General features: G+C 62.1%; 19 protein-coding genes and 1 pseudogene. 12 read left to right on the forward strand and 8 right to left on the reverse strand.

What is annotated here, in order from left to right; translation table 11 throughout:
* Window positions 1-9 precede the first annotated feature (9 nt).
* A complete protein-coding gene (locus H045_RS20655) occupies window positions 10-987 on the forward strand; it encodes an asparaginase (RefSeq protein WP_015373332.1) in 978 nt (325 codons plus the stop codon).
* A 110-nt stretch (window positions 988-1,097) separates the two neighbouring features.
* Complete coding sequence (locus H045_RS20660; RefSeq protein WP_015373333.1) at window positions 1,098-5,681, forward strand: dermonecrotic toxin domain-containing protein; 4,584 nt, start codon at window positions 1,098-1,100, stop codon at window positions 5,679-5,681.
* Here the strand turns inward: H045_RS20660 and pdxR are convergent.
* Window positions 5,678-7,216, reverse strand: a complete 1,539-nt coding sequence (pdxR, locus tag H045_RS20665; RefSeq protein WP_015373334.1) for a MocR-like pyridoxine biosynthesis transcription factor PdxR — start codon at window positions 7,214-7,216, stop codon at window positions 5,678-5,680. The two genes, H045_RS20660 and pdxR, sit on opposite strands and share 4 nt — an antisense overlap.
* Window positions 7,217-7,306: 90 nt before the next feature.
* Between pdxR and H045_RS20670 the strand changes: the two genes are divergently transcribed.
* The 3 genes from H045_RS20670 to H045_RS20680 are packed head-to-tail and all read left to right on the forward strand — an operon-like array spanning window position 7,307 to window position 9,070.
* Window positions 7,307-7,939 (forward strand): FMN-binding negative transcriptional regulator, encoded by a 633-nt coding sequence (locus H045_RS20670; protein ID WP_015373335.1) that lies wholly within the window; start codon window positions 7,307-7,309, stop codon window positions 7,937-7,939.
* Between the two features lie 2 nt (window positions 7,940-7,941).
* Window positions 7,942-8,388 (forward strand): GNAT family N-acetyltransferase, encoded by a 447-nt coding sequence (locus H045_RS20675; protein ID WP_015373336.1) that lies wholly within the window; start codon window positions 7,942-7,944, stop codon window positions 8,386-8,388.
* A gap of 10 nt (window positions 8,389-8,398) precedes the next feature.
* Complete coding sequence (locus H045_RS20680) at window positions 8,399-9,070, forward strand: GNAT family N-acetyltransferase (protein ID WP_003231747.1); 672 nt, start codon at window positions 8,399-8,401, stop codon at window positions 9,068-9,070.
* 280 nt (window positions 9,071-9,350) lie between these two features.
* On the opposite strand, the gene H045_RS20685 is transcribed toward H045_RS20680, so the two are convergent.
* The gene (locus H045_RS20685; protein WP_015373337.1) at window positions 9,351-10,253 is read right to left on the reverse strand and encodes a homocysteine S-methyltransferase family protein; all 903 of its coding nucleotides are present in this window, start codon (window positions 10,251-10,253) and stop codon (window positions 9,351-9,353) included.
* A gap of 114 nt (window positions 10,254-10,367) precedes the next feature.
* On the opposite strand from H045_RS20685, the gene H045_RS20690 reads away from it, so the two are divergent.
* Both H045_RS20690 and H045_RS20695 read left to right on the forward strand, forming a co-directional pair.
* A complete protein-coding gene (locus H045_RS20690) occupies window positions 10,368-11,189 on the forward strand; it encodes an ABC transporter substrate-binding protein (RefSeq protein WP_003231752.1) in 822 nt (273 codons plus the stop codon).
* Complete coding sequence (locus H045_RS20695) at window positions 11,186-11,956, forward strand: amino acid ABC transporter permease (RefSeq protein ID WP_015373338.1); 771 nt, start codon at window positions 11,186-11,188, stop codon at window positions 11,954-11,956. The genes H045_RS20690 and H045_RS20695 overlap by 4 nt, the downstream gene beginning before the upstream one ends.
* A gap of 6 nt (window positions 11,957-11,962) precedes the next feature.
* Here the strand turns inward: H045_RS20695 and H045_RS20700 are convergent.
* Window positions 11,963-12,114 (reverse strand): annotated as a pseudogene (locus H045_RS20700) (transcriptional regulator); the annotation flags it as partial.
* A gap of 323 nt (window positions 12,115-12,437) precedes the next feature.
* Between H045_RS20700 and H045_RS20705 the strand changes: the two are divergent.
* Entirely contained in the window at window positions 12,438-13,715 is a 1,278-nt protein-coding gene (locus H045_RS20705) for an autotransporter outer membrane beta-barrel domain-containing protein (RefSeq protein WP_041931542.1), read from the forward strand.
* Between the two features lie 81 nt (window positions 13,716-13,796).
* Here H045_RS20705 and oadA read toward each other — a convergent pair whose 3' ends face one another.
* Window positions 13,797-15,605: a sodium-extruding oxaloacetate decarboxylase subunit alpha gene (oadA, locus tag H045_RS20710; RefSeq protein WP_015373341.1), complete on the reverse strand. Its 1,809-nt coding sequence runs from the start codon at window positions 15,603-15,605 to the stop codon at window positions 13,797-13,799.
* 11 nt (window positions 15,606-15,616) lie between these two features.
* Window positions 15,617-17,032, reverse strand: a complete 1,416-nt coding sequence (locus H045_RS20715) for an acetyl-CoA carboxylase biotin carboxylase subunit (RefSeq protein WP_015373342.1) — start codon at window positions 17,030-17,032, stop codon at window positions 15,617-15,619.
* A 194-nt stretch (window positions 17,033-17,226) separates the two neighbouring features.
* On the opposite strand from H045_RS20715, the gene H045_RS20720 reads away from it, so the two are divergent.
* Window positions 17,227-18,201, forward strand: coding sequence for a LysR family transcriptional regulator (locus tag H045_RS20720; RefSeq protein WP_041931543.1), 975 nt, complete (start codon window positions 17,227-17,229; stop codon window positions 18,199-18,201).
* Here the strand turns inward: H045_RS20720 and H045_RS24770 are convergent.
* The 3 genes from H045_RS24770 to H045_RS20735 form a co-directional block, all read right to left on the reverse strand.
* Complete coding sequence (locus H045_RS24770) at window positions 18,131-18,328, reverse strand: PA3496 family putative envelope integrity protein (protein ID WP_081602906.1); 198 nt, start codon at window positions 18,326-18,328, stop codon at window positions 18,131-18,133. The genes H045_RS20720 and H045_RS24770 overlap by 71 nt on opposite strands.
* 222 nt (window positions 18,329-18,550) lie before the next feature.
* Window positions 18,551-19,417, reverse strand: a complete 867-nt coding sequence (gene hexR, locus H045_RS20730; protein ID WP_003177007.1) for a transcriptional regulator HexR — start codon at window positions 19,415-19,417, stop codon at window positions 18,551-18,553.
* Window positions 19,418-19,579: 162 nt separating this feature from the next.
* A complete protein-coding gene (locus H045_RS20735) occupies window positions 19,580-22,453 on the reverse strand; it encodes a GGDEF and EAL domain-containing protein (protein WP_015373345.1) in 2,874 nt (957 codons plus the stop codon).
* Between the two features lie 276 nt (window positions 22,454-22,729).
* On the opposite strand from H045_RS20735, the gene uvrD reads away from it, so the two are divergent.
* From uvrD to H045_RS20750, 3 genes are all read left to right on the forward strand, one after another.
* Window positions 22,730-24,913: a DNA helicase II gene (gene uvrD / locus H045_RS20740; protein ID WP_003231766.1), complete on the forward strand. Its 2,184-nt coding sequence runs from the start codon at window positions 22,730-22,732 to the stop codon at window positions 24,911-24,913.
* A gap of 189 nt (window positions 24,914-25,102) precedes the next feature.
* Window positions 25,103-25,975 (forward strand): Tim44 domain-containing protein, encoded by an 873-nt coding sequence (locus H045_RS20745; RefSeq protein ID WP_003231768.1) that lies wholly within the window; start codon window positions 25,103-25,105, stop codon window positions 25,973-25,975.
* 134 nt (window positions 25,976-26,109) lie between these two features.
* Complete coding sequence (locus H045_RS20750; RefSeq protein ID WP_003195742.1) at window positions 26,110-26,517, forward strand: SMI1/KNR4 family protein; 408 nt, start codon at window positions 26,110-26,112, stop codon at window positions 26,515-26,517.
* Window positions 26,518-26,632 lie beyond the last annotated feature (115 nt).

Genomic DNA, 26,632 nt, shown 5'->3' on the forward strand with positions numbered 1-26,632 from the left:
GATTCTTCGATGCAATCAGCCAACAACGTGATGGTGCTCTACACCGGCGGTACCATCGGCATGCAGGCCAGCGCCAACGGCCTGGCACCTGCTTCGGGTTTTGAAGCGCGCATGCGTGAGCAACTCGCCGATGCGCACGTGCCCACATGGCGCTTTCAGGAGATGGCGCCGCTGATCGACAGCGCCAACATGACCCCCGCTTACTGGCAGCGCCTGCGCACGGCGGTGATCGATGCGCTGGACGCCGGTTGCGACGCCGTGCTGATCCTGCACGGCACCGACACACTGGCCTACAGCGCCGCCGCCATGAGCTTCCAACTACTCGGCCTGCCGGTGCCGGTGGTGTTCACCGGCTCGATGCTGCCGGCCGGCGTGCCCGACAGCGATGCCTGGGAGAATGTCAGCGGCGCCTTGGCCGCTCTGGGCGCAGGCTTGGCGCCGGGGGTGCACCTGCACTTTCACGGCGCGCTGCTGGCGCCCACTGCCTGCGCGAAAATTCGCAGTTTCGGGCGCAATCCCTTTGCGGCCCTCAAGCGTCAGGGCGGCGTGGCGCGTGTCGCCTCGCTCCCCACGGCGCTGGATTATCGCCAGCCGAAAACCCTGGCCAGCGTCGGCGTGCTGCCGCTGGTGCCCGGTATTGGCGCGGCGCAGTTGGATGGCCTGATTGACAGCGGCATTCACGGGCTGATCCTCGAATGCTTCGGCAGCGGCACCGGCCCCAGCGACAACCCCGAGTTTCTCGCCAGCCTGCAGCGGGCGCAGGACAAGGGCATTGCCGTGGTCGCGATCACCCAATGCCATGAAGGCGGCGTGGAGCTGGACATCTACGAAGCCGGCAGCCGCCTGCGCGGTGTGGACGTGCTCTCCGGTGGCGGCATGACCCGCGAAGCGGCGTTCGGCAAGCTCAACGCGCTGCTCGGTGCCGGGCTGGATCACGCCCAAGTGCGGCGCCTGGTGGAAGCCAACCTGTGCGGTGAACTGGGCTGAGGCCCGCCCTTACATAATCACCGCCCTCCTGACTGAGCGGTTCCTAGTATGGCAACACCCCAGGCATGCCCTCGGGTCGTTTCCACTCTCAGGCTCGTCAGGAGTTTCCCATGGCTTCAACGCTTACCCCACGTCCCGCCTTATTGACCGACAACAACGAGCTGCTGACCCAACTGATCATCGGCCCGTCCCTGCGAGAAGTGGCTTCAGCCACCTTGAAAACGGCGCTGCACGAACTGTACCCGACACTGAATCTCAACCCGAATCTGGCCATCGTCAAAACCCCGAGATGGTCTGTGCAAGACGGCGAACTCATCCCCGAAAAAGCCTTTGGAGAAACCCTCACCGGCGCCCTCACACGCAGTGCATTCGCTCAGGCGCCGGTGACTTACCTCGATAACGAGCACTACCTGGTGAGCCTTTCGGGCAGCGACCGCGAAGCGCACCTGCCCGTGAAGATCGATGCCATCGGGCGGCTGATCAACGAGCTGGCACCCTTGCTGCGCGTGGCGTTCCAGGAGCAACAGGTGGATTTCTGGAACCAGAGTGCAGGCACCCATGGCACGCGCTGGCGCGTGCTGGCCAAGACCCTGCGTGATATCTGGAATGTGCAGGAGATGGATGACTGGGATACCGACGACTGCGCCGTGGCCCGCCTGGTGTATCACTATCCCGATTACGCTGAGCGCCTGCCCCACGACAAATACGCCACTCGCACCTACCTTGTGGACATCGACCGTCAGGACGGCTCAAGCGTCCAGCATATCAGCCTGCTGTCCACTGCCGTGCTGGTCGCGCGCCACGGGCAGAAAACCATCCTGCTCACCTACTCGATCAACGCCGGGTACAAAAAGTTTGCCAGCCTGGAGGCGTTCGGCAAAACACTGGCTTCTTATCAGGGCACCGCCGACGCGCAACTGCACTGGCGGCTGCTGGAACCAGATGGCAATTTCTTCGAGTACCAGGCCTGCAGTTTGATCGGCCTGCAACTCGAGGCCATTGGTGACATCGACTTTTTCTCCACGCGTACACCGACCCTGCTGCCCACCCATGACTTGAATACGCCCGCGCCCGGAGCGGTGATCAAGCCATCGAGGATCGATGAAATACGCAGCGCTTTACCCGACTGGTTGTTGAAGGCATCACAGACCGATCAAACCGCCTACGCGCGCTACATGATGGACCTGGGCACCCTGTCCGTTCAGAACGAAGGCAAGACCTTCACGGATGAGCTGCCGTCGATCACCGATTTTGCGCGCCAGGCGCTACTGACAGAGTTGCTCAAGGACCATCCCGAGGCCGCGCATCTGAACCTGGACAACATAGAGATCACCGTCACCAGCCAGGTGGTCTGGGGCACCATCGCGATACCCGGCGCCACTCAAACCGAAACCTTCAAGCTGATCGAACTGGCCCTGCAGAATCTTGCCGAGTTGCCACTGGGCAACAAAACCCTGAGCTACCGCAATGGCAAAGCAGCGCCGGCCTGGATGACGGTCGCCTACCTGGAGCAACTGATTGCCCAGGCCGATATCGGCCACCACTACCCTGAACAGGTCAACACGCGGCTACTCAAGGACCCGGCGCAAACTCAACGTCGTCAACGCCTGTACACCGAGCAACTGCGCCTGCAACTGCCGCTGCTGGCGCTGCAGTACAAGATTCGCCAGGAGTTCGACCTGGATGAACTGGGTTATCGGTATGTGTGCGCCGTGATGCTCGAAGACGCAACGCAGCGCAAGGTAAACGGCTACGCGGTGGTCATCCGGCCCATGGCATTGCGCCCCACACGGCGGTTGGGCGGCGCTGCGGATCGGGTTGAAAACATGTTCATCATCGGGCCGCAGGATCCGAAAAACGGCCCTTGCCTGCTGTATCGACCGTTGGCCGGCGCACCCTTGATGCAATTTCCCTCACCGACCAATCTGCTTTACGCGATCAAACAGGACACTGAGCTACGCCAGTCAGTGCTCGCCTGGCTGGCTGACGACGTGCGTAACGACTACACGCAATTCGTCTTTCCAGGCAGCGTGCCTTCCCCCTGGGTGCTGCCTGAACTGCTCAGCGCGCCCGTCAGTTCATGGGTAATGAGCGGGCCTGTCGAACTCGATACCCAATTGCTGGACAGCGATGTGTTCACAGCGCTTTACACGGCTAACGCCCGTGCGCTGGTGACCCTGGCGGATAGGCAATCGGTTTCGAATGCGCAGGCACGCTGGGAAAGCTTCAAGCACGCTGGCTGGGTGCTGCTCAACGCCGCGCTGCCGTTCATGGGGCGAACGGCAGGCGCTGCAGCGTGGGTCTGGCAGCTTCTGGATGACGTGCAGCAAGGCATCGATGCCGAAGAAAGCGGCGACACGTCCAAGGGCGTCGGCGCAGCCGTGGATTTTTTCCTGACGCTGGGCATGGCGCTGGCGCTGCACGTCAGCGAGCAGCACAGGCCAACGGTTGCGCTTGAAAAGGCGCCGGCACCCAAGGCGCCGCTGCCGGCCAAACTGTCGATCATCCAGAAACCGACCCTCGATATTGCCCACTTGACCGCCACCCATGACATGAGCGTGCACTTCAGTGGCGCGCTGACGCGCAGCCGCCTCAACCTCGCCGCGACGCTGGACAGTTTCAGCCTGAGCAAACCCGAAGGGCTGGGCGAACAGACCACCACGCCTGGCGCCCATCTGCATCTTTATCCGAAAGGCTCGAAGTGGTACGCCCCGGTCGCGCATCGCTGGTTTGAGGTGACACTGGACGAAAATGACGCGGTACTGATCATCGACCCCAAAAATCCGGATCGCTTGGGCCCGCCGTTGGTCAACAACCGCCTCGGCCAATGGTTTATCGACACCCGCCTGCGCCTGCGCGGCGGCGGGCTGCGCAGCCGGCGGCAGAAGGGCCAGCGCCTGAGGCCGCCGAAAATCCGTGAACTGCGCGAACAGCTGGATGCCTTCGATACCCAGCTGGAACAGCGGCGCAAGCAACTGGTGGACCTGCAGGAGGCCATTGAGAAGGCAGACCCGGCCGATCGTGCGCAGGCCCGCAGCACTTACCTGACGAATGTGACAACCCGCCTTGAAGAATTGGACCTGCCGATCTCCCAGCTCAAATCGCTGAATATCCTCGATACCGTGCCCACATATCAGCAGGCCATGCTCGGCTACCTGGGCGACCAGATCATCCTGGCGCGCAGCGCCACCGCTGAACAAATGACCCACCTTGAAGAAGACTTGCTGAGCGTCTCTGACTACCTTGACCTTGAAGACGTGCCAGTGCCCCGCACGGCCATTGAAGATTGTCGCCGCGTCGATGCCTCCACCCAAGCGCTGATAGATCGCCTCAATTACCTGGAGGCACACTTTAAGGACGCGCGCGCGTTGGGTGCCGAAGGCGTGCTGTTCGCCGATCAACAGGCCTCGCTTCTGCCCAAGTTGGCCGTGGATGATCTGAAGGCCTTTCGTATTACCCTGGCGCGCTTTTTGTGCTTGAACGAGGGCGCTGCGGCCGATGCCCGTTTGACCCTGAGCCAGATGGTCGACAGGGCCGATCTCGCGATACAGAGCCTGTGTGAAGCCTCGCAGCCGAATAACCCGGCCACGCTGGATGAGCAGATCCAGTTGTTCGACAGCCTGGTGGAGCAGTTTGCCGGGCTGGACCAAAGCATGGCCGACTTGCCGGCCGACTTCCCGCAGGCTGTGCACCGACCGGCTCTTGAAACCCTGCAACAGCTCACCGAGCAATTTTCCCAACGGGCGACCAAGCGGCTGACCAGCCTGTTGCGCGAACGCAAAGCGCTGGAGTCGATGACAGCCGGTCCGTCCAGGCCTGTCCCGAAACCTCGGACAAGGGTGATCAAGACCCGCTTCAAGGGGGTGGTGGTGGGTGAGGAACGCCCGTCAAACAGCGGTGAGCCGACACCCCTGGTGGAGGTCAAGCAGCCACTGACCGGCAAAGTGATAGCGCTGTTTCATGAGAAAGACGGCGTGTGGGTCGAACGCCGACGCGTGTCGCCTCAGCCCGCGCGCGGAAAGGCGCGAGATGTGGCCGCCAGCATCACCGACGCCCAGGCGCTGCTCGATGATGTCGAGCGTTTCATCGTGCGCACCAAAGGACTGGCCGGCGAAGCACGCCGCCTGCCGGTGGAAATCGAAGAGCGCTTCCACCGCAAGGCCGACGAGTTGGAGCAGGCCAGCCGCGATATCGACTCGGCTCTGACCGCCAGTAACCAGACCGAAAGCAGTTCGTCGTCGGCGGCGCTGACCAATCGCAACCTCGACAGTGCCGTCAAACGCCTCTATGCAGAGGGTCGCCGGGTCAAGCTCGACATGCTCAAGCAACGCCCCCCTACAGCCGCTCATGTCGAACTGCTGTACCGCGAAAAGGAGATCACCATCAAACCGTTGCCGGGCGCGCGCAGTAAGCTGGCCGGGCGTCACAAAGGCTATTTGAAGGAATATGAAATCCTCGACACGCAAAGCGCCAATGCGCTGTGGTATGCGCATTTTCACTACAAGGACTTGGTCAGCCCAGAAGAGACTTACACCGCAGCGCACCTTAAAACCAAGGCGCAGCGGCGTCTGGGCGGCAAGTATCAACCAACCGGCCGCGGCGACGAACGCGACAATATTGCGGTATACCGCAGTGAAATAAGCCCGCAACTGGCTCGATCGCTGTTTTTTAACCCACCTCCTGCAGGGGTTTAGCCACCCCAGGCCTGGCGCAGGCGCTCCAGGGCCTGCGCGATCTGCGCCACAGGCACAGCGGCAAAGCCGAGCACCAGACCGGCGCGCTGGTCGGGCGGCGTGCTGGAATCGGGTAGCCAGTATCGGCTCAGGCCGGTGATCTCAACCCCCACCGCCTCCGCCTGCGTCAGCAATTGCCGTTCACGGGCGAGGCTGTCTACCCGCACGCTCAGGTGCAGGCCGGCAACGACCGTGGGCAGGCCGCTCACGCCGGGCAATGGGCCCGGCCAGCCGCTCTGCAGCGCAGCGAGACGGCTCAGTGCGGCGCGACGCATGCGCCGGATGTGTCGCTGAAAATGCCCCGCCGCCATGAATTCGGCCATCACCGCCTGGGTGCTGACCTCGGAGTGGCGCATGTCGATGGCACGGCGCCGTGAGAACGGCTCTACCAGACCCGGCGGCAACACCAGGTAGCCCAGACGCAATGCGGGAAAGGCCACCTTGCCGAAGGTGCCGACATAGAGCACGCGCCCGCTGCGGTCCAACGCCGCCAATGGCGCCAGCGGTGCGCCGCTGTAGCGGTATTCGCCGTCATAGTCGTCCTCGATCACCCAACCGTCGGTCCGCTCGGCCCAGGCCAATAACTCCAAACGTCGCGCCAGGCTCATCACCACCCCCAGCGGGTATTGATGGGACGGGGTGACGTAGGCCAGGCGGCAATGCTCAAGGGCATTGAGGGCAGCACAGTCGATGCCTTCGCTGTCCACCGCCACGCCGTGCAATCGGCCACCGGCCACGGCGAACGCGTGGGCGGCGGCCTGGTACCCCGGATTCTCGATGGCCACGTGGTCGCCTGGCTCCACCAGCAGCTGTGCACAAAGGCTGATGGCCTGCTGCGCTCCGCTGGTGATCACTATTTGCTCAGCCGTGCATTGCAGACCGCGGGAGCTGCGCAAGTAGGCGGCGATCAGGCCGCGCAGGCGCATGTCACCGGCCGAGTCGCCATAGCAGAGATGCTGCAGGTCGGGTCGGCGCCAGAACGCCGCATTCAGCTTGGCCCACACCTCAAAAGGGAACAGATCGAAGGCCGGCACACCGACTCGAAACGCTCGCGGCGGGGCGCTGGGAGGCCGTGCAAGATGATGGATTTGCAAGCGGTCCAGCGCACCGCTGTGGATAACTTTGACACTGGAATCCGGGCAATTTGTGGATAACCCTGTGGGTAAGCCTGTTGATAAGGCTGTGGACAGTTTTGTGGATAGTTTTTTAGCGGGCATTGCCGCTTGGGGTAACTGCGCTACATAGGTGCCATCGCCCACCCGCGTCTCGATAAAGCCCTCGGCATACAGCTGGTCATACGCCCTGACCACGCTATTACGGGAAATACCGAGCGCGGCAGCCAGATCACGGCTGGCTGGCAATCGCGTCCCGCTGACCAGGCGCTCATCAAGCACCCGCTGGCGCAGGGCAAGGTACAGCTGACGGGTCAGGCCAAAGCGGCGATCCAGCTCGATACCTGCGGGGTTGAACGACAAGGGCGGTTCGATAACCGACATGAAATTGGACCCCTGAAATTTGCCAAAGATGGCTCTTACAACGAGCCATTAGCCTGCCTAGGATGGAGGCATTCGCCAAGGAAAATTTCCATGTACACACCCCGCGCCTTTGCCGTCGATGATCTGCCCGAACTCCAGCAATGGATCCGCCACACCCGCCTGGCCCAGTTGGTGACGTTCGGTGAGCAAGGCCTGCTGGCCAGCCACCTGCCGCTGCTGCTCAACTCGGACGAGAGCCCCAATGGCACGCTCTACGGGCATCTGGCCAAGGCCAATCCACAGTGGCGCGAACTGCAGAACGGCGCCGAGGCGCTGGTGATCTTTGCCGGTGCCGACGCCTATATCAGTCCCTCGTTCTACCCGGCCAAGACCGAGCACGGCAAAGTGGTGCCGACCTGGAATTACCAGGCGGTGCACGCTTACGGCACCGCCGAGGTGTTCAGCGACGCGGTACGCCTGCTCGGCGTGGTCACGGCCCTGACTGATCGCCACGAGGCTCGGCGCGAGCAGCCATGGCAAGTCAGCGATGCGCCGGCCGACTATATTGACGGCATGCTCAAGGCCATCGTCGGCTTCGCGCTGCCCATCGAACGCCTGATCGGCAAACGTAAACTCAGCCAGAACCGCAGCCCGGCCGACATCGCCGGGGTACGCGAAGGCCTGGCGGTCAGCGCCGATGTGCGCGATCAGGCCGTGGCCCGCCTTATTTCCCAAGGAGTTTGAGAATGAGCCAGATCGACATCCGCCTGGTCACCGCCGCCGACCACGCTGCCTGGCTGCCGCTGTGGCAGGCGTATTTGGCGTTCTACAAGACCGAGTTGCCGCAGGCCGTCAGCCACAGCACCTGGCAACGCCTGATCGACCCCGGCGAGCCCACTCATTCAGCGTTGGCCTGGCAGGATGGTCAGGCGGTGGGCATGGTCAACTTCATCTACCATCGGTCCAACTGGAGCATCGAAAATTCCTGCTACCTGCAGGACCTGCTGGTGGCCCCGTCCCAGCGCGGCACTGGCATAGGCCGCAAGCTGATCGAATTCGTGTATGCCACCGCCAGGGCCGACGGCTGTGCCAAAGTGCACTGGTTGACCCATGAAACCAACGCCACGGCGATCCAACTGTACGAGCGCATCGCCGAACGCCCAGGCCTCATCCAATTTCGCCAAGCCCTTTAAGGAGCGTCACATGTCCACTCCTCTCCCCGACTGGAAGGGCGTCCCGGCGCCTGCCGTGCAACAGCTCGACGGGCGTTTCATCCACCTGGAAAAACTCGACCCGGCGCAGCATGGCGACGACCTGTTCGATGCCCTGCAAGGGCCCGGCGCCGATCCGAGACTGTGGGATTATTTGCCCTACGGCCCATTCCCCGAGCGCGGCGCCTTCGATGCCTGGCTGAGCAATCATGCCGCGCACAGCGACCCGTATTTTTTCAGCGTGATCGACCGCACGAGTGGCCGCGCCCAAGGCCTTATCAGCCTGATGTCCATCGTGCCCGAACACGGGCGCATCGAAATCGGCCACGTCACCTTCGGCGCGCCGATGCAACGCTCGCCCAAAAGCACCGAGGCGGTGTACTTGCTCGCCAGGCACGCGTTCGACCTGGGCTATCGCCGGCTGGAATGGAAATGCAACAACGCCAACGACCGCTCGCGCTACGCGGCCGAGCGGTTGGGATTCAGTTTTGAGGGTGTGTTTCGCCAGCACTCGGTGATCAAGGGGCATAACCGGGACACGGCATGGTTTTCGATCATCGACGCGCAGTGGCCGAAGGTGGGCGCGGGGTTTGAAGCCTGGTTGTCAGAAGCCAATCAGGCAGGCGCCGGCCAACTTAAAACCCTGGCCGAGTGCCGGGCCTGAACACAACACGGGAGGGGGCTTGCTCCCTCTTGTTATTTAACCTGCAGTTTCAGGCAGCCCCACGCCTGTGGCGAGCGGGCTTGCCCCGCGTTGGGGTGCGAAGCGCACCCAATCCAGCAAAACGCGGTGTACCTGATACGGCTCAGCGCCTGGTTTTGGGGCTGCTGCGCAGCCCAACGCAGGACAAGCCTGCTCGCCACAGTGTATCTGCGCTTGACTGAACGGCATTGGGGCAAGCTCGCTCGCCACGCAGCCTCCTGGAGTTTCAGCCTGTAGTGAATCAGCGACTCAGTTGCTCGGCCAACACCGCGATATGCTCCGGCCCGATCCCGCAGCAACCGCCCAGGTGGCTCGCGCCACGCGCCTGCCAGTCGACGGCCCAGTGCAGGTAGCCCGGAGGGTCGAGGTCGTCGCGCAACGGGTCCAGACCGTCGTTGGCCGTGGCTTCCTTGGGTTGCGGCGGGAAAGCGTTGGCGTAGGCGCCGATCCGGATCGGTGCCCCCAGGCGCTCGAAGGTGTGCCGGGCGGCATCAATCGCGGCACCGATCACTTCCGGTTGGCTGCAGTTGAACAGCAGCACCTGCACGCCCAATTGCACCGCCGCCTCGGCAGCCTCTGTCACCGGCTCGCCGGAGCGCAGACGCGGGACGTCGTCGGTGTCTTCATCCTTCAAGGTAAACGACAGCCAGAACGGCTTGCCGTCCTGCGGCAAACCGGCATGAATCGCCCGCGCCTCGGCGATTGAGCTCTGAGTCTCCGCCAGCCACAGGTCGACATGGGGCGCGAGGCCTTGCACCAACGGACTCAGCAGTTCGTTCACGCGCTCGGCCTGGAACAGGTCCGGGCGGTACGAGCCGAACAACGGCGGCAACGAGCCGGCCACGCGCACGGCCTTGCCCGAGGCGTCCACCGCACGCCGCGCCAACTCACCAGCCAATGCAGCCAGCGCCTGGCCTTCCTCGGCGAACCGCGCTTCCCCGATATGAAACGGCACCACTGCGTAGCTGTTGCTGGTAATCACGTTGGCACCGCTGGCGATATACGCCGCATGCACCGCCTCTACCGCCTGCGGCGCCTCGCTCAAGGCCAATGCCGACCACTCCGGCTGGCGAAACGGTGCGCCACGGCGTTGCAGTTCGCGGCCCATGCCGCCGTCGAGAATTACTGTGCTTGCTGCGCCCATATGCTTTTTACTCATATGCTTATGAAAATAACTCACTATGAGAGTCGTTCTTATAACTATTTAATGCGTACCATCCGCTTAATAACAACCTCTTTTTTATTCAGGTGTTCAATTTTGAAAATCCAACCGCTGCTGGCCCTGGGCCTGACATTGCTGGCTGCTTCCACTCAAGCTTTTGGCGGTGCCACGCTGGACCGTATCGAGCAAAAGAAGGAACTGGTCGGCGTGCTGATGGAAAGCTACCCGCCGTTCTCATTTCTCAATGATCAGAATCAGCTCGACGGTTTCGATGTGGACGTGGCCAAGGCCGTGGCGCAGAAGCTGGGCGTGAAACTGCGCCTGGAAACCCCCTCATGGGACGTGATCGCCGCCGGCCGCTGGAGCGGTCGCTATGACATTTGCATCTGCTCCATGACGCCGAGCAAGGCACGCGCCGAGGTGTTCGACTTCCCGGTGCAGTATTACGCCTCGCCTGCCGTGATCGTGGTCAATGCCAAGGACGACCGCATCCACGAAGCCAAGGACCTGAGCGGCAAGAAAGTCGGCCTCACCAGCGCCTCCAGCTACGAAAGCTACCTGAACAAGAACCTGGTGATCGAAGGCGCCGAAGACACGCAGCTGCAATACCCGTTCGAAGACGTACAGATTGCCCCGTATGACACCGACAACGTGGCCTTCCAGGACCTGGGCCTGGGGGCTGGCGTGCGCCTGGATGCAATTCTCACCAACCTGGTCACTGCACAGCCGCGCCTGAGCCAGGACAAGCGTTTCAAGCTGGCCGGCGCGCCGTTGTATTCGGAGCCCAACTCGGTGGCCATCGAAAAAGGCGACCCGCAGTGGGACAGCAAGGTGCGTGAGGTCTTCGCCCAGCTCAAACAGGACGGCACCTTGAGCAAGCTGTCGCAAAAATGGATCGGCGCCGACATCAGCCAATGAGTTTTCGCACACGGCTTTACCTGACCTGGGCAGCGTTGTTTGTTCTGTTTGCCAGTTTTTTCCTGAGCTTTGACCTGAAGTTCTCGATCATCCTCGACAAGCTGCCCAATCTGGTCGGCCTGCACCTGGCGCCCAACGGTTTTTTGCAGGGCGCGGCGCTCACGCTGTTCCTGTGCCTGTGCTCGATGCTGGCGTCGTCGGTGCTGGGTTTTGTCACGGCCCTGGGACGTCTGTCGAAAAGCGCGGTGGCGTTTGGCATCGCCAGTTTCTACGCGTCGTTTTTTCGCGGTACGCCGCTGCTGATCCAGATTTTGCTGATCTACCTGGGCCTGCCGCAGTTGGGCCTGGTACCGGGCGCTATCGTTGCCGGAATCATTGCGCTGTCGCTGAACTATGGCGCCTACCTGAGCGAGATTTTCCGCGCTGGCATCCTCGGCGTGCCCCACGGGCAACGCGAGGCCGCCCTGGCACTGGGCATGCGCGACAGGGCGATCTTCTGGCACGTCACCCTGCCCCAGGCCATGCGCACCATCATCCCGCCAGCGACCAACCAGTTCATCTCGATGCTCAAGGACTCGTCGCTGATCTCGGTGATGGGGGTGTGGGAAGTGATGTTCCTCGCGCAGTCCTACGGCCGCTCCAGCTACCGCTACATCGAGATGCTTACCACGGCGGCGATCATCTACTGGGTGATGTCCCTGGCACTGGAGTTGATCCAGGCCCGCATGGAGCGGCACTTCGGCAAGGGTTATGTGCGGCGCGGTTGAAACGCTTCAGTGGTTGCGGCGGATCCTGACTACGCCCATCTGCATACCGAAGGGGCGAAACACCGCGTTCAGCGATTTGAGGGTCTGATTGCCCTCGCCATGCTCGATATGCACCAGGGTGCGCACCGAAATTTGCACATTTTGGCAAACTGGGATCGAGAATGTCGCCCAGCGCATCGCAGACACCGCGCCAATTGATGTCGCCCGCCACTTCCAGGGGTTTGGGCCACTTGGTCGTTCGGGTGACGCCCTCGGCATCCATCACCAGAGTAGATAGCAGCCATGTTTACGCATTAAAATGCATTTTTTTGCAAAAGCTCGTAAAAAACGCAATCTAATGCAAACGAGCATCTAGGGCTTGAGTGTTTTTAATCGCCGCCGAGTAGAGACAACTCCCGCAAAACAGCAGTCGCGGGCCTGACATTTATCACCCGTCCATCTCGTTAAATTCCCGGCCTCATTTATCAGAGGTTGGGATTACATGCTTCTAACACCCCACAGATTTGCCCTGGTCATGGCCCTTGCGATCAGCACGGCCAGCCTTTCAACCGCCTATGCGCGAGGTGGTGCCGACTACTTGAAGGACGACGATACAGAGGATGCCGAGTGGTATGAAGTGCCTAAAGTCGACACGTCGCCGGTGGACGGTTATCTGATCCAGAAGGCCACGTCGTACAACGGTTTGCAGGTCGCTGCCGTGCTGGATTCCGCGATGGCCGATTTGATGGACGCCGAACTGACATCGGAAGATGAAAAGGCACTGGACGACATTGCCCACGCCCTCACCCAGGCACCCGGAGGAATGGGTGCCGCTCTTGAACAACTGGCGGGCAGCCAGAACGCTAACCTCGCCGCCGCGACTCAAAACACCACGCATCAGCTCGGCAGCCAGTTGCTTTCGACCCTGCACGCGCTGCCCGACACCGAAGAGGGCCACTTCTGGGCCAAAGGCGTGCGCAACCAGGGCCACCTCGCCAGACAAGGGGGCAGCGCCGGCCTGAAGACCGACACCCAAGGCGTGATGCTGGGTGGCGACTGGGCACTGGACCACGCCTGGCGCGTCGGTGTAATGGGCGCAAAGACCAGCAGCCGCCTCGACGCCCAACGCTTTGACGCAGACCTCGACAGCTGGCACCTGGGTGGCTACGCGGTGCGCCAGGACGGGCCGATGGCCCTGCGCCTGGGGGGCATCTATAGCCGCCATGCCGGCACCAACAAGCGCCGCATTGAACTGCTCGACTACCAAGAGCAGTTCAAGAGCCGCTACGACGCCCAAAGCCATACCCTCTTCTCTGAACTGGGCTACCAATTGGGCAGCGCGGGTTTCAGCGCCGAGCCGTTCATCGGCCTTGGCTACCAGCGTTATCACCGCGACAGCTTCAAGGAGCGCGGCGGTCTGGCCGCGCTGAACGTCGGCTCGCAAACCCAGCAAAACCTGAACAGTACCGCTGGCCTGCGTCTGGCGACGGCGTATCGGTTCGATAATCAGGTCAGCCTCAAACCCCACCTGAGCGCTCGCTGGAAACACCTCTACGGCGCGGTCGACAGCCAGGTACGCCAGTCCTATCGCCACACACCGGGGCTGATTGACGATTTCACCATCATCGGCACCTCACTCGACCGCGACAGCCTGGAGCTGCAAGCCGGTCTGGACCTTGCGCTGTCCGCGCAACACACCGTCGGCCTGAGCTACAGCGGCCAGGCCGGCACCCAGAGCCGCAATCAGGGCCTGATGGGGCAGTGGACGATGAGTTTTTAAGCGCGGCCACCAAATCGCAGACGAAAAAAAGGGGAGCACCTGCTCCCCCGAGGATTAAACGGTAGTGTCGAAGGCTGTGTGTCAGCCTTCGATTTCAATCAGAATTTCGCCAGGATTGACGCGGTCGCCCTTGGCCACATGAACGGCGGTTACCTTGCCGGCAATCGATGCCTGCACTTCGGTTTCCATCTTCATGGCTTCGGTAATCAGCACCGCCTGGCCGGCCTTGACCACGTCGCCTTCCTTGACCAGCACATCGACGATATTGCCCGGCATTGCCGTGCTGACGTGCCCTGGCTCGGTGGCGTGCTTGCGCTTGCTGCCGCCGCTGCTGACAAAGTCGTTGAGTGGTTCGAACACCACTTCTTCGGGCATGCCATCGATAGAAAGGTAAAAGTGCCGCTTGCCCTCGGCCTTCACGCCCACACCGGTGATGTCCACGCGGTAGCTTTCGCCGTGCACGTCGATCACGAACTCGGTTGGCACGCCTTCCCCGCCTGCGCGGACCACGCCGCCGGCTTCAGGGATCGGCAGCAACACTTCCGGCGCCAGGGTGCCGGCGTCGCGTTCTTCGAGGAACTTGCGTCCGATATCCGGGAACATGGCGTAGGTCAGCACGTCCTCTTCGGACTTGGCCAACGCGCCGATTTCGCCACGCAGCTTGGTCATCTCCGGTTTGAGCAAATCGGCAGGGCGCACGTCGATCACGTCTTCGCTGCCGATGGCCTGACGACGCAGCTTCTCGTTCACGGTGCCCGGCGCTTTGCCGTAGCCGCCTTGCAGGTAGAGCTTCACTTCGTTGGTGATGGTCTTGTAGCGCTCGCCGGCCAGCACGTTGAAGAACGCCTGGGTGCCAACGATCTGTGAGGTCGGCGTGACCAGCGGCGGGAAGCCCAGGTCTTCACGCACGCGCGGGATCTCGGCCAGCACTTCGCTCATACGGTTGAGGGCGCCCTGCTCTTTCAACTGGTTGGCCAGGTTGGAAATCATCCCGCCCGGTACCTGGTTGACTTGTACGCGGGTGTCGACGGCGGTGAATTCGCTTTCGAACTGGTGGTACTTCTTGCGCACGGCATAGAAGTACAGGCCGATCTCTTGCAGCAGTTCCAGGCTCAGGCCGGTGTCGAACTCGCTGCCTTTAAGCGCGGCGACCATCGACTCGGTGCCCGGATGGCTGGTGCCCCAGGCAAAGCTGGAGATCGCGGTGTCGATGTGGTCGGCACCGTTTTCGATGGCCTTGAGTTGGCACATCGCGGCCAGGCCGGCGGTGTCGTGGGAGTGGATAAAGATCGGCAGGGTCTGCTCGGCTTTCAGCGCCTTGACCAGTTCGCCGGTGGCGTACGGGGTCAGCAGGCCGGCCATGTCCTTGATCGCGATGGAGTCGCAGCCCATGGATTCCAGCTGCCTGGCCTGGGCCACGAACGCTTCGACGGTGTGCACCGGGCTGGTGGTGTAGGCGATGGTGCCCTGGGCATGTTTGCCGGCAGCTTTTACCGACTCGATGGCGACGCGCAGGTTACGTACGTCGTTCATGGCATCGAAGATGCGGAACACGTCGATGCCATTCACGGCCGCCTTGGCGACGAAGGCTTTGACCACGTCGTCGCTGTAGTGGCGATAGCCCAGCAGGTTTTGGCCACGCAGCAGCATTTGCAGGCGGGTGTTAGGCAACGCGGCGCGCAGTTTGCGCAGGCGCTCCCATGGGTCTTCTTTCAGAAAGCGTACGCAGGCGTCGAAGGTCGCGCCGCCCCAGACTTCCAGGGACCAGTAGCCGACTTTGTCAAGCTTGTCGCAGATCGGCAGCATGTCGTCGGTGCGCATGCGGGTCGCCAGCAACGATTGGTGGGCGTCGCGCAGGATGGTGTCGGTGACAAAGATTTTCTTGGACATTGTTGTATTCCTCACAGGCCTGCGTGGGCGGCGATGGCGGCGGCGATGGCCAGGGCCAGCTCTTCGGGTTTGCGCTTGATCGAGTAGTTGGTCAGCTCAGGGTGGCTTTCAACGAAACTGGTGTTGAACTGGCCGCTGCGGAATTCCGGGTTGCGCAGGATTTCCTGGTAGTAGGCGGCGGTGGTCTTCACGCCTTGCAAGCGCATGTCGTCCAGGGCGCGCAGGCCGCGGTCCATGGCTTCTTCCCAGGTGAGCGCCCACACCACCAATTTGAGGCACATGGAGTCGTAGAACGGCGGGATGGTGTAGCCGGTGTAAATCGCCGTATCGGTGCGTACGCCGGGGCCGCCGGGCGCGTAGTAACGGGTGATCTTGCCGAAGCTGGGCAGGAAGTTGTTCTTCGGGTCTTCGGCGTTGATACGAAACTGCAATGCGAAGCCACGGTGCTGGATGTCTTCCTGCTTCACCGACAGCGCCAGGCCGGAGGCGATGCGGATTTGCTCGCGCACGATGTCGATGCCGGTGATTTCTTCGGTGATGGTGTGTTCCACCTGCACCCGGGTGTTCATCTCCATGAAATACACTTCGCCTTCGGCGAGCAAAAATTCCACGGTGCCGGCGTTCTCGTAGCCTACGGCCTTGGCGGCGCGCACCGACAGGTCGCCGATGTAGGCGCGCTGTTCAGGGGTCAGCTGTGGGCTGGGCGCGATTTCGATCAGCTTCTGGTTGCGGCGCTGGATCGAGCAATCGCGCTCGAACAGGTGCACCACGTTGCCAAAGCTGTCACCGAGGATCTGCGCCTCAATGTGCTTGGGATTGACGATGCATTTTTCCAGGAACACTTCCGCCGATCCGAAAGCCTTGGTGGCCTCGGAGATCACGCGAGGGAAGGCTTGCTCTAGTTCTTCACGGCTGTTGCAACGACGAATACCGCGACCGCCACCACCGGAAGTGGCCTTGAGCATCACCGGGTAACCAATGCGGTCGCCTTCGGTGAGGGCCTCGGCGATGTCAGCGACATTGCCTTCTGTGCCGGGGGTCACCGGCACGCCGGCCTTGATCATGCTGCGGCGCGCTTCGGTCTTGTCGCCCATGCGGCGGATGACTTCAGCCGAAGGGCCAATGAACTTGATGCCACGTTCGGCGCAGATGTCCGCCAGCTCGGCGTTTTCCGACAGGAAACCGTAGCCGGGGTGCAGCGCGTCGCAACCGGTCTCCACGGCCAGGTTCACCAGCTTGCGCGGGTTGAGGTAACCGGCCAGCGGCTCGGCACCAATGCTGTGGGCTTCGTCGGCACGTTTAACGTGCAGCGCATGGCGGTCGGCATCGGAAAACACCGCGACCGAGCGAATGCCCATCTCGGCACAGGCACGTACGATACGGACGGCAATTTCCCCACGGTTGGCGATCAGGATCTTTTTTATCACTTGGAAATTCCCTTGAGCCGATTGCTGCGTCTTCGACCCGATTAGGCGGGGTCGGCGCGTGACCAAATGTTTCATGACAGTCGCGAGACGCACACTAAGCGGCTGGAGGAATTAACAAAAATCAATAATTATTGGGTTGTGTATAAGTAAAGACTTATAGTCGATGCCTGTGGGCTGGCCAGGGTTATTTGATAATGCGTAAGTCATTGATGCGGCTGACATTGCGTCAGCTGCAAATCTTCCACGAGGTGTGTGATCTAAGGTCCTACAGCCGGGCGGCCGAGGAAATGTCCCTCACGCAACCGGCCGTCAGCCTGCAAATTCGCCAGCTTGAAGAGCTGATTGGTCAGCCGCTGTTCGAGTATGTCGGCAAAAAGCTTTACATGACCGAGGCCGCCGAAGCCCTACAACGGGCCAGCCGCGATATTTTCGGGCGCCTGGAAAACCTCGATATGCAGCTGTCGGACATGCAGGGGTCGCTGCAGGGCCAGTTGAAACTGGCGGTGGAGTCCAGCGCCAAGTACTTCGTGCCGCACTTGTTCGCCGCTTTCAAACGCCAGCATCCGGACGTGCAACTGCACCTCACGGTGGTGAACCGCGCGCAGGTGATTCGCAGGCTCTCGGATAACCGTGACGACCTGGTGATCATGTCCATGGTGCCCCAGGACATGGGCCTGGAGTTTTTGCCCTTCCTCAACAATCCGATTGTGGCGGTGGCGCCACCGGATCATCCGTTAAGCCTCAAAGGCCGGCTGCGCCTGCAGGACCTGGAGCCTTACACGCTGCTGCTGCGCGAGCCTGGCTCAGGCACGCGGATGGCGTGTGAAGAGTATTTCAAGGAAAAACGCGTGCACTTCACCCAGACGGTGGAAGTGGCTTCGGCCGAGGCGCAACGCGAATGTGTGTGCGCCGGGCTCGGCGTGGCGCTGCTGACGCGCCATGCAGTCAACATGGAACTGGCCACCGGCGGGCTCAGGGAGCTGCCGGTGGAGGAACTGCCGCTGTACCGCAGTTGGTGCCTGGTGCAGGCCAAGGCCAAGCGCCTGTCACCGGTGGCCCATGCCTTCCTGGGCTTTATCCGCAGCGAGCGGTTGCAGATCAGCGCGCTGGCTGAACGTTTCGCTGGGCGGCCACGGGTGCCTGCCAATGCAGTTCCGGGTAGTCACTGAGGCTCTGCAGCAGTTGACGCTGATCGCAACGGTCTTCGATCGCGCGACGGAACGCCATGCGGCGCTGGTCTTCCTGCTGACGACGGGTTTTGACGGAGCTGCTGCTTTCTTCGTAGTGCCGGGCCATTTCGAGTCTCCCAATGCGAGTACGGGGAGTACAGGATGGGCGCAGGGGATGACGGTTTGGCGGCGCGGGGATGACAGGAAGATGAATCTTCCAGCCTCGATGCAAATCAACTGTGGGAGCTGGCTTGCCTGCGATGCAGACAACTCGGTCTACCCGTCAAACCGAGGTGATGCTATCGCAGGCAAGCCAGCTCCCACATGTTGACCCAGTATGGCCTTGGGATCAGTCGTCCAGGGCTTTGACCGACTTGGGCGACAACCGCAGGCTGCGCAAGCTGCGCTTCACGCTCTTGAGGTGGTTGACCAGGCTCGGTCCACGCGCCATGGCTACGCCCATGGCGAGCACGTCGATCACCACCAAGTGGGCGATGCGCGAGGTCAGCGGCGTGTAGATTTCGGTGTCTTCGTGCACATCGATCGCCAGGTTGACCGTGGACAGTTCTGCCAATGGTGTCTGGCTCGGGCACAGGGTGATCAGCGAGGCGCCGCTTTCGCGCACCAGGTTGGCGGTGATCAGCAGGTCTTTGGAGCGGCCGGACTGGGAAATGCAGATGGCCACGTCGGTAGGCTTCAAGGTCACCGCCGACATGGCCTGCATGTGCGGGTCGCTGTAGGCCGCTGCGGTGAGCAGCAAGCGGAAGAACTTGTGCTGGGCGTCGGCCGCCACCGCACCCGAGGCGCCAAAGCCGTAAAACTCCACGCGCTGGGCCTGGGACATTGCGGTCACGGCTTTTTGCAGCTCCACCGGATCGAGCTTCTCGCGCACTTCCATCAGGGTGTGCAGGGTGGTGTCAAAAATTTTCAGGCTGTAGTCGGCGACCGAATCGTCTTCGTGGATCGCGAACTGGCCAAAACTCGCGCCGGCGGCCAGGCTCTGGGCCAATTTGAGTTTCAGGTCCTGGAACCCCGAGCAACCGATGGCGCGGCAGAAGCGCACGATGGTCGGCTCGCTGATGCCGACGCTGTGGGCCAGGTCGGCCATGGAACTGTGCATTACAGCCGCAGGGTCAAGCAGCACGTGATCGGCAACCTTGAGTTCCGATTTGCGTAACAGGTGGCGCGACTGGGCGATATGTTGCAACAGGTTCACAGGGCAGGACTCTTGTTATTGGCAGATGCCAGGGATGTAGCAAGCTTGTAGTTATACTACAAGAATTGCCGTTTTGCCCGCGTGATCCTTCACTAAATCGCCTTCTTCCCCCTTGAATTCAAGGCCACACACCATGTAGCAACAGCGCCGGCCCCGGCGTCGTTAAGAAAAATCCGCATTCTTGCGCAACAATTGCGCCAGCTGTTCGGCCGGGATCGGCCGGCTGATCAAGTAGCCCTGTACCTCGTCGCACTGTTGCGCGCGCAGGAAATCCAACTGCTGCTGATCTTCCACGCCCTCGGCCACCACCTTGAGCGCCAGGCCATGGGCCATGGCGATGACTGCGCGGGTGATGGCCGCGTCTTCGCGCCCCTGCCCCAGCCCACGGATGAAGGTCTGGTCGATCTTCACGTAGTCCACGGGGATGCGCTTGAGGTAGCTCAGGGACGAATAGCCGGTGCCAAAGTCGTCTATCGCCAGCTTTACCCCCAGATCGCGCAGTTGCTGGAAGGTGGCGATGATGTGCTCGACGCTGTCGAGCAACTGGCTTTCCGTCAGCTCCAGCTCCAGATATTGCGGGTCCAGGCCGGTTTCTTCGAGCACCTGACGCACCAGGCTGACCAGCTTGCCCTGGCGCAACTGATGCACCGACAAGTTCACCGACACCCGGATGGGCGCCAGCCCCTGGCGCTGCCACTCACAGGCCTGCCAGCAGGCCTGGCGCAACACGAATTCGCCCAGCGGAACGATCAGCCCGGCCTCTTCGGCCAGGCCGATAAAATCTCCCGGCGGCACCATGCCCCATTGCGGATGTTCCCAGCGCACCAGCGCTTCGGCCGCATTGAGGGTGCCGCTGGCCAGGCACAGCTTGGGCTGATAGAACACCGTGAGCTGGCGCTCCTCGATGGCCTTGCGCAGGTGGTTTTCCAGCTGCAGACGCTCCAGGGTGCTGGCTTGCAGGCTGTCGGTGTAGAACTGGAAGTTGTTACCGCCCAAATGCTTGGCGTGTTGCATGGCCATGTTCGATTGGCTGACCAGTGCGGAAATTTCCCGCGCATTATCCGGCAACAGGCTGACCCCCATTGAGGCGCTGACTACCAATTCGTGCCCTTCCACCGTCACCGGCACGCGCAGCTTGGCCAACAACCGCGTGGCCACCCGGGCCAGGCTGGAGAGGTTGCCGTAGGCGTCAAACAGCACGGCGAATTCATCACCGGACAGGCGTGCAATGGTGTCGGCCTCGGGCAAGGCGTTGATCAAGCGGCGAGCCATTTTTTGCAACAACTGGTCGGCCACTTCATGGCCCAGGCTGTCGTTGAGCAATTTGAAACGGTCCAGGTTGATATGCAGCAGCGCCAGGCTGCGGCCGCCCTGACGCACCCGCTGGTGCGCCTCGCGCAAGCGCTCGCGAAACAGCGAGCGGTTGGCCAGCCCGGTCAATTCGTCGTAGTGAGTGAGGTAGCGCATGCGCTCCTCCGACTCGCGTCTGGCGGACAGATCGGCGAAGAAGCCCACGATATGGCTGACGTTGCCGCGAATATCGCGCACCACGTTCAGGTGCAGCCATTGCGGATACAACTCGCCGTTCTTGCGCGTTTCCACCAGTTCCCCTTGCCAGGTGCCATGGCTGAGCAGCGCCTGATGGATCAGCGGGAAGTGACGTCGAGCGTCGCGGCTGCAGGGCAGCTCCACAACGTTGCGACCCAGCATGTCGTCTATATCGAAGCCGGTGACTCGGCTGAAGGCCTGGTTGACGGCGATCAGTGCGTAATTCGGGTCAAGGATCACGATGCCTTCGCTGGCGGCCTCAAACACCGTCGAGGCCAGCCGCTGCTGCTCCTCCAGAACCTTGTCGGCGCTGATATCACGGCGCGTGCCGAGCATGCGCGTCACGCGCCCGCTGGCGGAATGCTCCACTGCGCGGCCACGATCTTCGATCCATACCCAGTGACCATCGCCATGGCGCACGCGGTATTGCACGTGATAATCCTCGCTGCGGCCCTTGAGGTGATCCACCAGCGCGCGCTTGAGCAACGGCAAGTCCTCGGGGTGCAGGCGCGGCTTGAGATGACTGAGCATGGCCGTGACGTATTCGGGCTCAAGGCCGAACAACTCCTTGAGCTGAGAGTGGTGGACTTCGTCGGTCTGCAGGTTCCAGTCCCACAGGCCCAGTTCGCTGGCTTGCAAGGCCATGGCCAGGCGCTCTTCGCTTTTATTGAGGGCCAGGCTGGCGGCATCCAGTTCCTGGCTGCGTTGCACCACGCGGTCCTGCAGGCCCACTTGTGCCTCGCGCAGGTCCTGTTCAACCTTGCGCCGCTGCTCGACTTCACGCGTCAGGTCCTGATTCAACTGCTCGCTGCGCTGACGGGCCTGTTGCAAGTGCTCAATCAAAGCCTGGTTCTGAAAGCGCCGCACCAGCCCGCGCTGGATCAGGCGGTTGACCTGCCAGGCGACCAGGCTCAGTGATGCCAGCAGAATCAGCCCGAGCACCGCCCAGCCACGCTGCTGCGTCGCGCCGTCCCAGAGCAGATAGGCGATGGCCGGCACCAGGCATGGCAAAGCGAACGAGAGGAACGCCGACAGGCTCACGGCGTAGGCCACGCTGGCCGACAAGGTGGCCGCCCCGAGCAGGCCGAACACCCAGGCCTGCTGCATGAAGCTGTCGGTGGGCACCAAGGCGATGGCGGCGGTGGCCAGGGTCAGGCCGCTGACCGCCGAGCCGAGCATGAACATGCGCCGCCACACCGGTTGCGCCTGCCGACTGGGCATCGCCGAATCAAACGCCGCCACCTGAATCACGCGCATCGCCACCAGCGCGAGCAACCAGACCATCCACAGGCTGTCGAGCAGGTATTGTCGGGGGTTCCACAGCAGCCAGGCACAGACCAGCCCGTTCACCAACATCAATAAAGTCGGCAGCAGCGAGCCCTGATAAAGCAGACGGGTGCGCTCGACCGCCATCTCGGTGGCGTAGTGCTTGCGGATAACCTGCGCGGGCGCGGCCGTGAGGCCAGACAGGTCAGTGCTGAGGGTCATAGGCGATGTTCTTATAAGGGTGAGCCCGAACGTTCGCGGAGCATACACAAGCCAGTGCCCAGGCCAAACCGCCCAGCGTGATAAAAATCACCGGCCATTGGCGCGCAAAGCTTGGGCCCAGCGGCCTTCAGCGAGACGCAGCGCGGGCTGTGGCCGTGACTTACCGGTCATCCCGCCCGAAAGATTATTTACCGGGCAGCGGCACGCCGCGGGTTTTCCGTCGACCGGGCGGCATTGGGATTTGCCCGACTCCCCCCGGCACCCTAGAATGCGTCGATGCGCGATGATCTCTCCCTTCTGCTGAACTCCCTCAACGATGCCCAACGCCAGGCCGTAGCGGCCCCCGTTGGCCGTCAGTTGGTCCTGGCCGGTGCTGGCTCCGGTAAAACCCGCGTGCTGGTGCACCGTATCGCCTGGTTGATCCAGGTCGAAAACGCGTCGCCGCACTCCATCCTCTCGGTGACTTTCACCAACAAGGCGGCTGCCGAGATGCGCCACCGCATCGAGCAGTTGATGGGCATCAGCCCGGCCGGCATGTGGGTGGGCACCTTCCACGGCCTGGCGCACCGCCTGTTGCGCGCGCACTGGCAGGAAGCGGGCTTGAGCCAGTCCTTCCAGATCCTCGACAGCGACGACCAGCAACGCCTGGTCAAGCGGGTGATGCGCGAGCTGGGCCTGGACGAACAGCGCTGGCCCGCGCGCCAGGCGCAGTGGTTTATCAACGGCCAGAAAGACGAAGGCCTGCGCCCGCAGCATATCCAGGCCAGCGGCGATCTGTTCCTGGCCACCATGCGCAGCGTTTATGAAGCCTACGAGGCCGCCTGCCTGCGTGCCGGTGTGATCGACTTCTCCGAATTGCTGTTGCGCGCCCTCGACCTGTGGCGCGACAACCCGGGCCTGCTGGCGCATTACCAGAAACGCTTTCGCCACATTCTGGTGGACGAGTTCCAGGACACCAACGCTGTGCAGTACGCCTGGTTGCGCCTGCTGGCCAAGGGCGGCGACAGCCTGATGGTGGTGGGCGACGACGACCAGTCGATCTACGGCTGGCGCGGCGCAAAGATCGAGAACATCTATCAGTATTCCGATGACTTCCCGGACGCGGCCACCATCCGCCTGGAGCAGAACTACCGCTCCACCGCCGGTATCCTCAAGGCCGCCAACGCCTTGATCGCCAACAACACCGGGCGCCTGGGCAAAGAGCTGTGGACCGACGGCGGCGAAGGCGAAGCGATCAACCTGTACGCCGCGTTCAACGAGCACGATGAAGCGCGCTATGTGGTGGAAACCATCGAGAGCGCGCTGAAAACCGGCCTGGCGCGCAGCGACATCGCCATTCTGTACCGCTCCAACGCCCAGTCGCGGGTGCTGGAAGAAGCCTTGCTGCGCGAGCGCATCCCGTATCGCATCTATGGCGGTCAGCGCTTCTTCGAACGCGCGGAAATCAAGAACGCCATGGCCTACCTGCGCTTGCTGGAAGGCCGTGGCAACGATGCCGCGCTGGAGCGGGTGATCAACGTGCCAGCGCGAGGCATCGGCGAGAAGACCGTCGAGGCGATCCGCGAACACGCGCGCCATGCGGATGTGTCGATGTGGGAAGCCATGCGCCTGCTCATCGCCAACAAAGGCCTGACCGGCCGCGCTGCCGGGGCGCTGGGCGGGTTTGTCGAGCTGATCGACAACCTTGCCGCCAAGTGCATGGAAATGCCCCTGCACCTGATGACCCAGACCGTGATCGAGCAGTCCGGCCTGATCGCTTACCACGAAGCGGAAAAAGGCGAAAAAGGCCAGGCCCGGGTGGAAAACCTTGAGGAACTGGTCAGCGCCGCGAGGGCGTTCGAAAACGCCGAGACCGAAGAAGACCTTACACCGCTCGCCGCATTCCTCGGCCACGCATCGCTGGAAGCCGGCGATACCCAGGCCGACGAACATGAAGACAGCGTCCAGCTGATGACCTTGCACAGCGCCAAGGGCCTGGAATTCCCCTACGTGTTCCTGGTGGGCATGGAGGAAGGTCTGTTCCCGCACAAGATGAGTCTGGAAGAACCCGGCCGTCTTGAAGAAGAGCGGCGCCTGGCCTATGTAGGCATCACCCGGGCGATGCAGAACCTGGTGATGACCTACGCCGAGACACGGCGCCTGTACGGCAGCGAGACCTACAACAAGGTGTCACGCTTCGTACGGGAAGTGCCGAAGGGTCTGATCCAGGAAGTGCGCCTGTCCAACAGCGTCAGCCGCCCGTTCGGCGGTGGTCAGCAGCAGAACAGCAGCACCCTGTTTGCAGGGTCCGAGATTCCCGAAACCCAGTTCAGCCTGGGTCAGCAGGTGCGGCACTCGATATTCGGCGAAGGGGTGATCCTCAACTTCGAGGGTGCCGGAGCCCAGGCCCGTGTGCAGGTGAACTTCGCCGAAGGCAGCAAGTGGCTGATGATGGGTTACGCGAAGCTCGAAGCGGTCTGACACATTTGTCTACATGAAGGCTATTGGCCCGCCCTTGTTTTTAACGAGCGCGGGCCAATATCTGTAATTAGTCCTACAGACCCTTCGAGATAGGTCCTACGCAAAAGCCCGAAACACTCTGCCGCTAGCCACTGCCACAACACCTGTGCAACATGGCGCGCGTGCAATCCACAAATGGGAATTCCCTTTATGAAACGTTTTCTTAGCATCGCCATGGCGTTGTGCATCGGTTTGACGATGAGCATCGACGCCAACGCCAAACGCTTCGGTGGCGGCAAAAGTTCGGGCGCGGCACCGACCCACCAGACCAGCCAAATGGCGCCATCCGCCGGTGCTGGCGGCGCTGCAGCCACTGCGGGCGCAGCCGGTGCCGCAGGCGCGGCGACCAAGGCCGGTGGTGCTTCGCGCTGGCTCGGCCCTCTGGCCGGTATCGCAGCCGGTGGCCTGCTCGCCTCCATGTTCATGGGCGGCGGCTTCCAGGGCATGCAGATCTTCGACATCCTGATCCTGGCGGTCATCGCCTTTGTGATCTTCCGCTTCATCGCCGCGCGTCGCCGCAAGCAGCAGGAGCATATGGCCCCGGCCGGCGCGCCGATGCAGCGTGAAGTGTTCGAGCAGAAGCCAGCGGCAATGGGTTCGATCTTCGGTGGTTCGGCGGCCCAGGCTCCCGCTCGTCCGGTTATCAATGCACCGGCCTGGTTCAACGAGGAGCGTTTCGTCGAAGCGGCCCGCAGCCACTTCCAGTCCCTGCAGCAGCACTGGGACGCCAACGAAATGGACAAGATCGCCGAGTTCGTGACCCCGCAACTGCTTGAGTTCCTCAAGCGCGAACGTGCCGAGATTGGCGACGCGTTCCAGTCGACCTACATCGACGACCTGCGCGTCCAGCTGGACGGTGTGGATGATCGCGCCGACAAGACCATCGCCACCCTGACCTTCAGCGGTGTGTCGAAGACCTCCCGCTTCGACCAGGGCGAGGCGTTCAGCGAAAGCTGGAACATGGAACGTCCGCAGGGCGAGAACCAGCCATGGCTGGTCGCCGGTATCCGCCAGAACAGCTGATACCCGCGCGTTTGAGCATGCGGTAATAAAACCCCGGACTTGTCCGGGGTTTTCTATTTCACGGTTGCACTTATAGCGAGCTACTGTATAAAACGCCCCTATTAACCGCGCCATCTAGCAAGAGGATCCCGGCCGTGGAAGAAATCATCGAACAACTGCGTGAAGCCAACGAGCCCGTACCGGTTCCTCTGGAACTGCCTGACGAAGACCAACTGGTGGAAATCGAGGAACAACTGTTCATCGACATCCCGTTCGTCTTCCGTGAATTCCTGCTCACCGTCAGCGACGTGGTCTACGGCAGCCTGGAGCCGGTGACTGTCACCGATCCCCAATCGCACACCTACCTGCCGGACGTGGCAGCCAATGCTTGGGATGCCGGCGTGGACCGCAGCCTGATTCCGATCTGCCAGGACGGTGACGATTACTACTGCGTCGAGGAGGACGGCACCGTGGTGCTGTGGTCGGCGGAAGAAGAACTGGTCCAGGAAGAAACCTGGGAATCGGTGTGGCACTGGGCGCGGGACGTCTGGCTGGAAAGCTGATGCCACGACCCGTTAGTGGTGAGTGGGTTTGCGGTGGGCAGTCGAGCTTGCTGTGGCGAGCAGGCTTGTCCTAATGCCGTTCAGTTAAGCGCAGATTCCCTGTGGGAGCGGGCTT

Source organism: Pseudomonas poae RE*1-1-14 (genome assembly GCF_000336465.1).
Classification (GTDB): Bacteria; Pseudomonadota; Gammaproteobacteria; order Pseudomonadales; family Pseudomonadaceae; genus Aquipseudomonas; species Aquipseudomonas poae.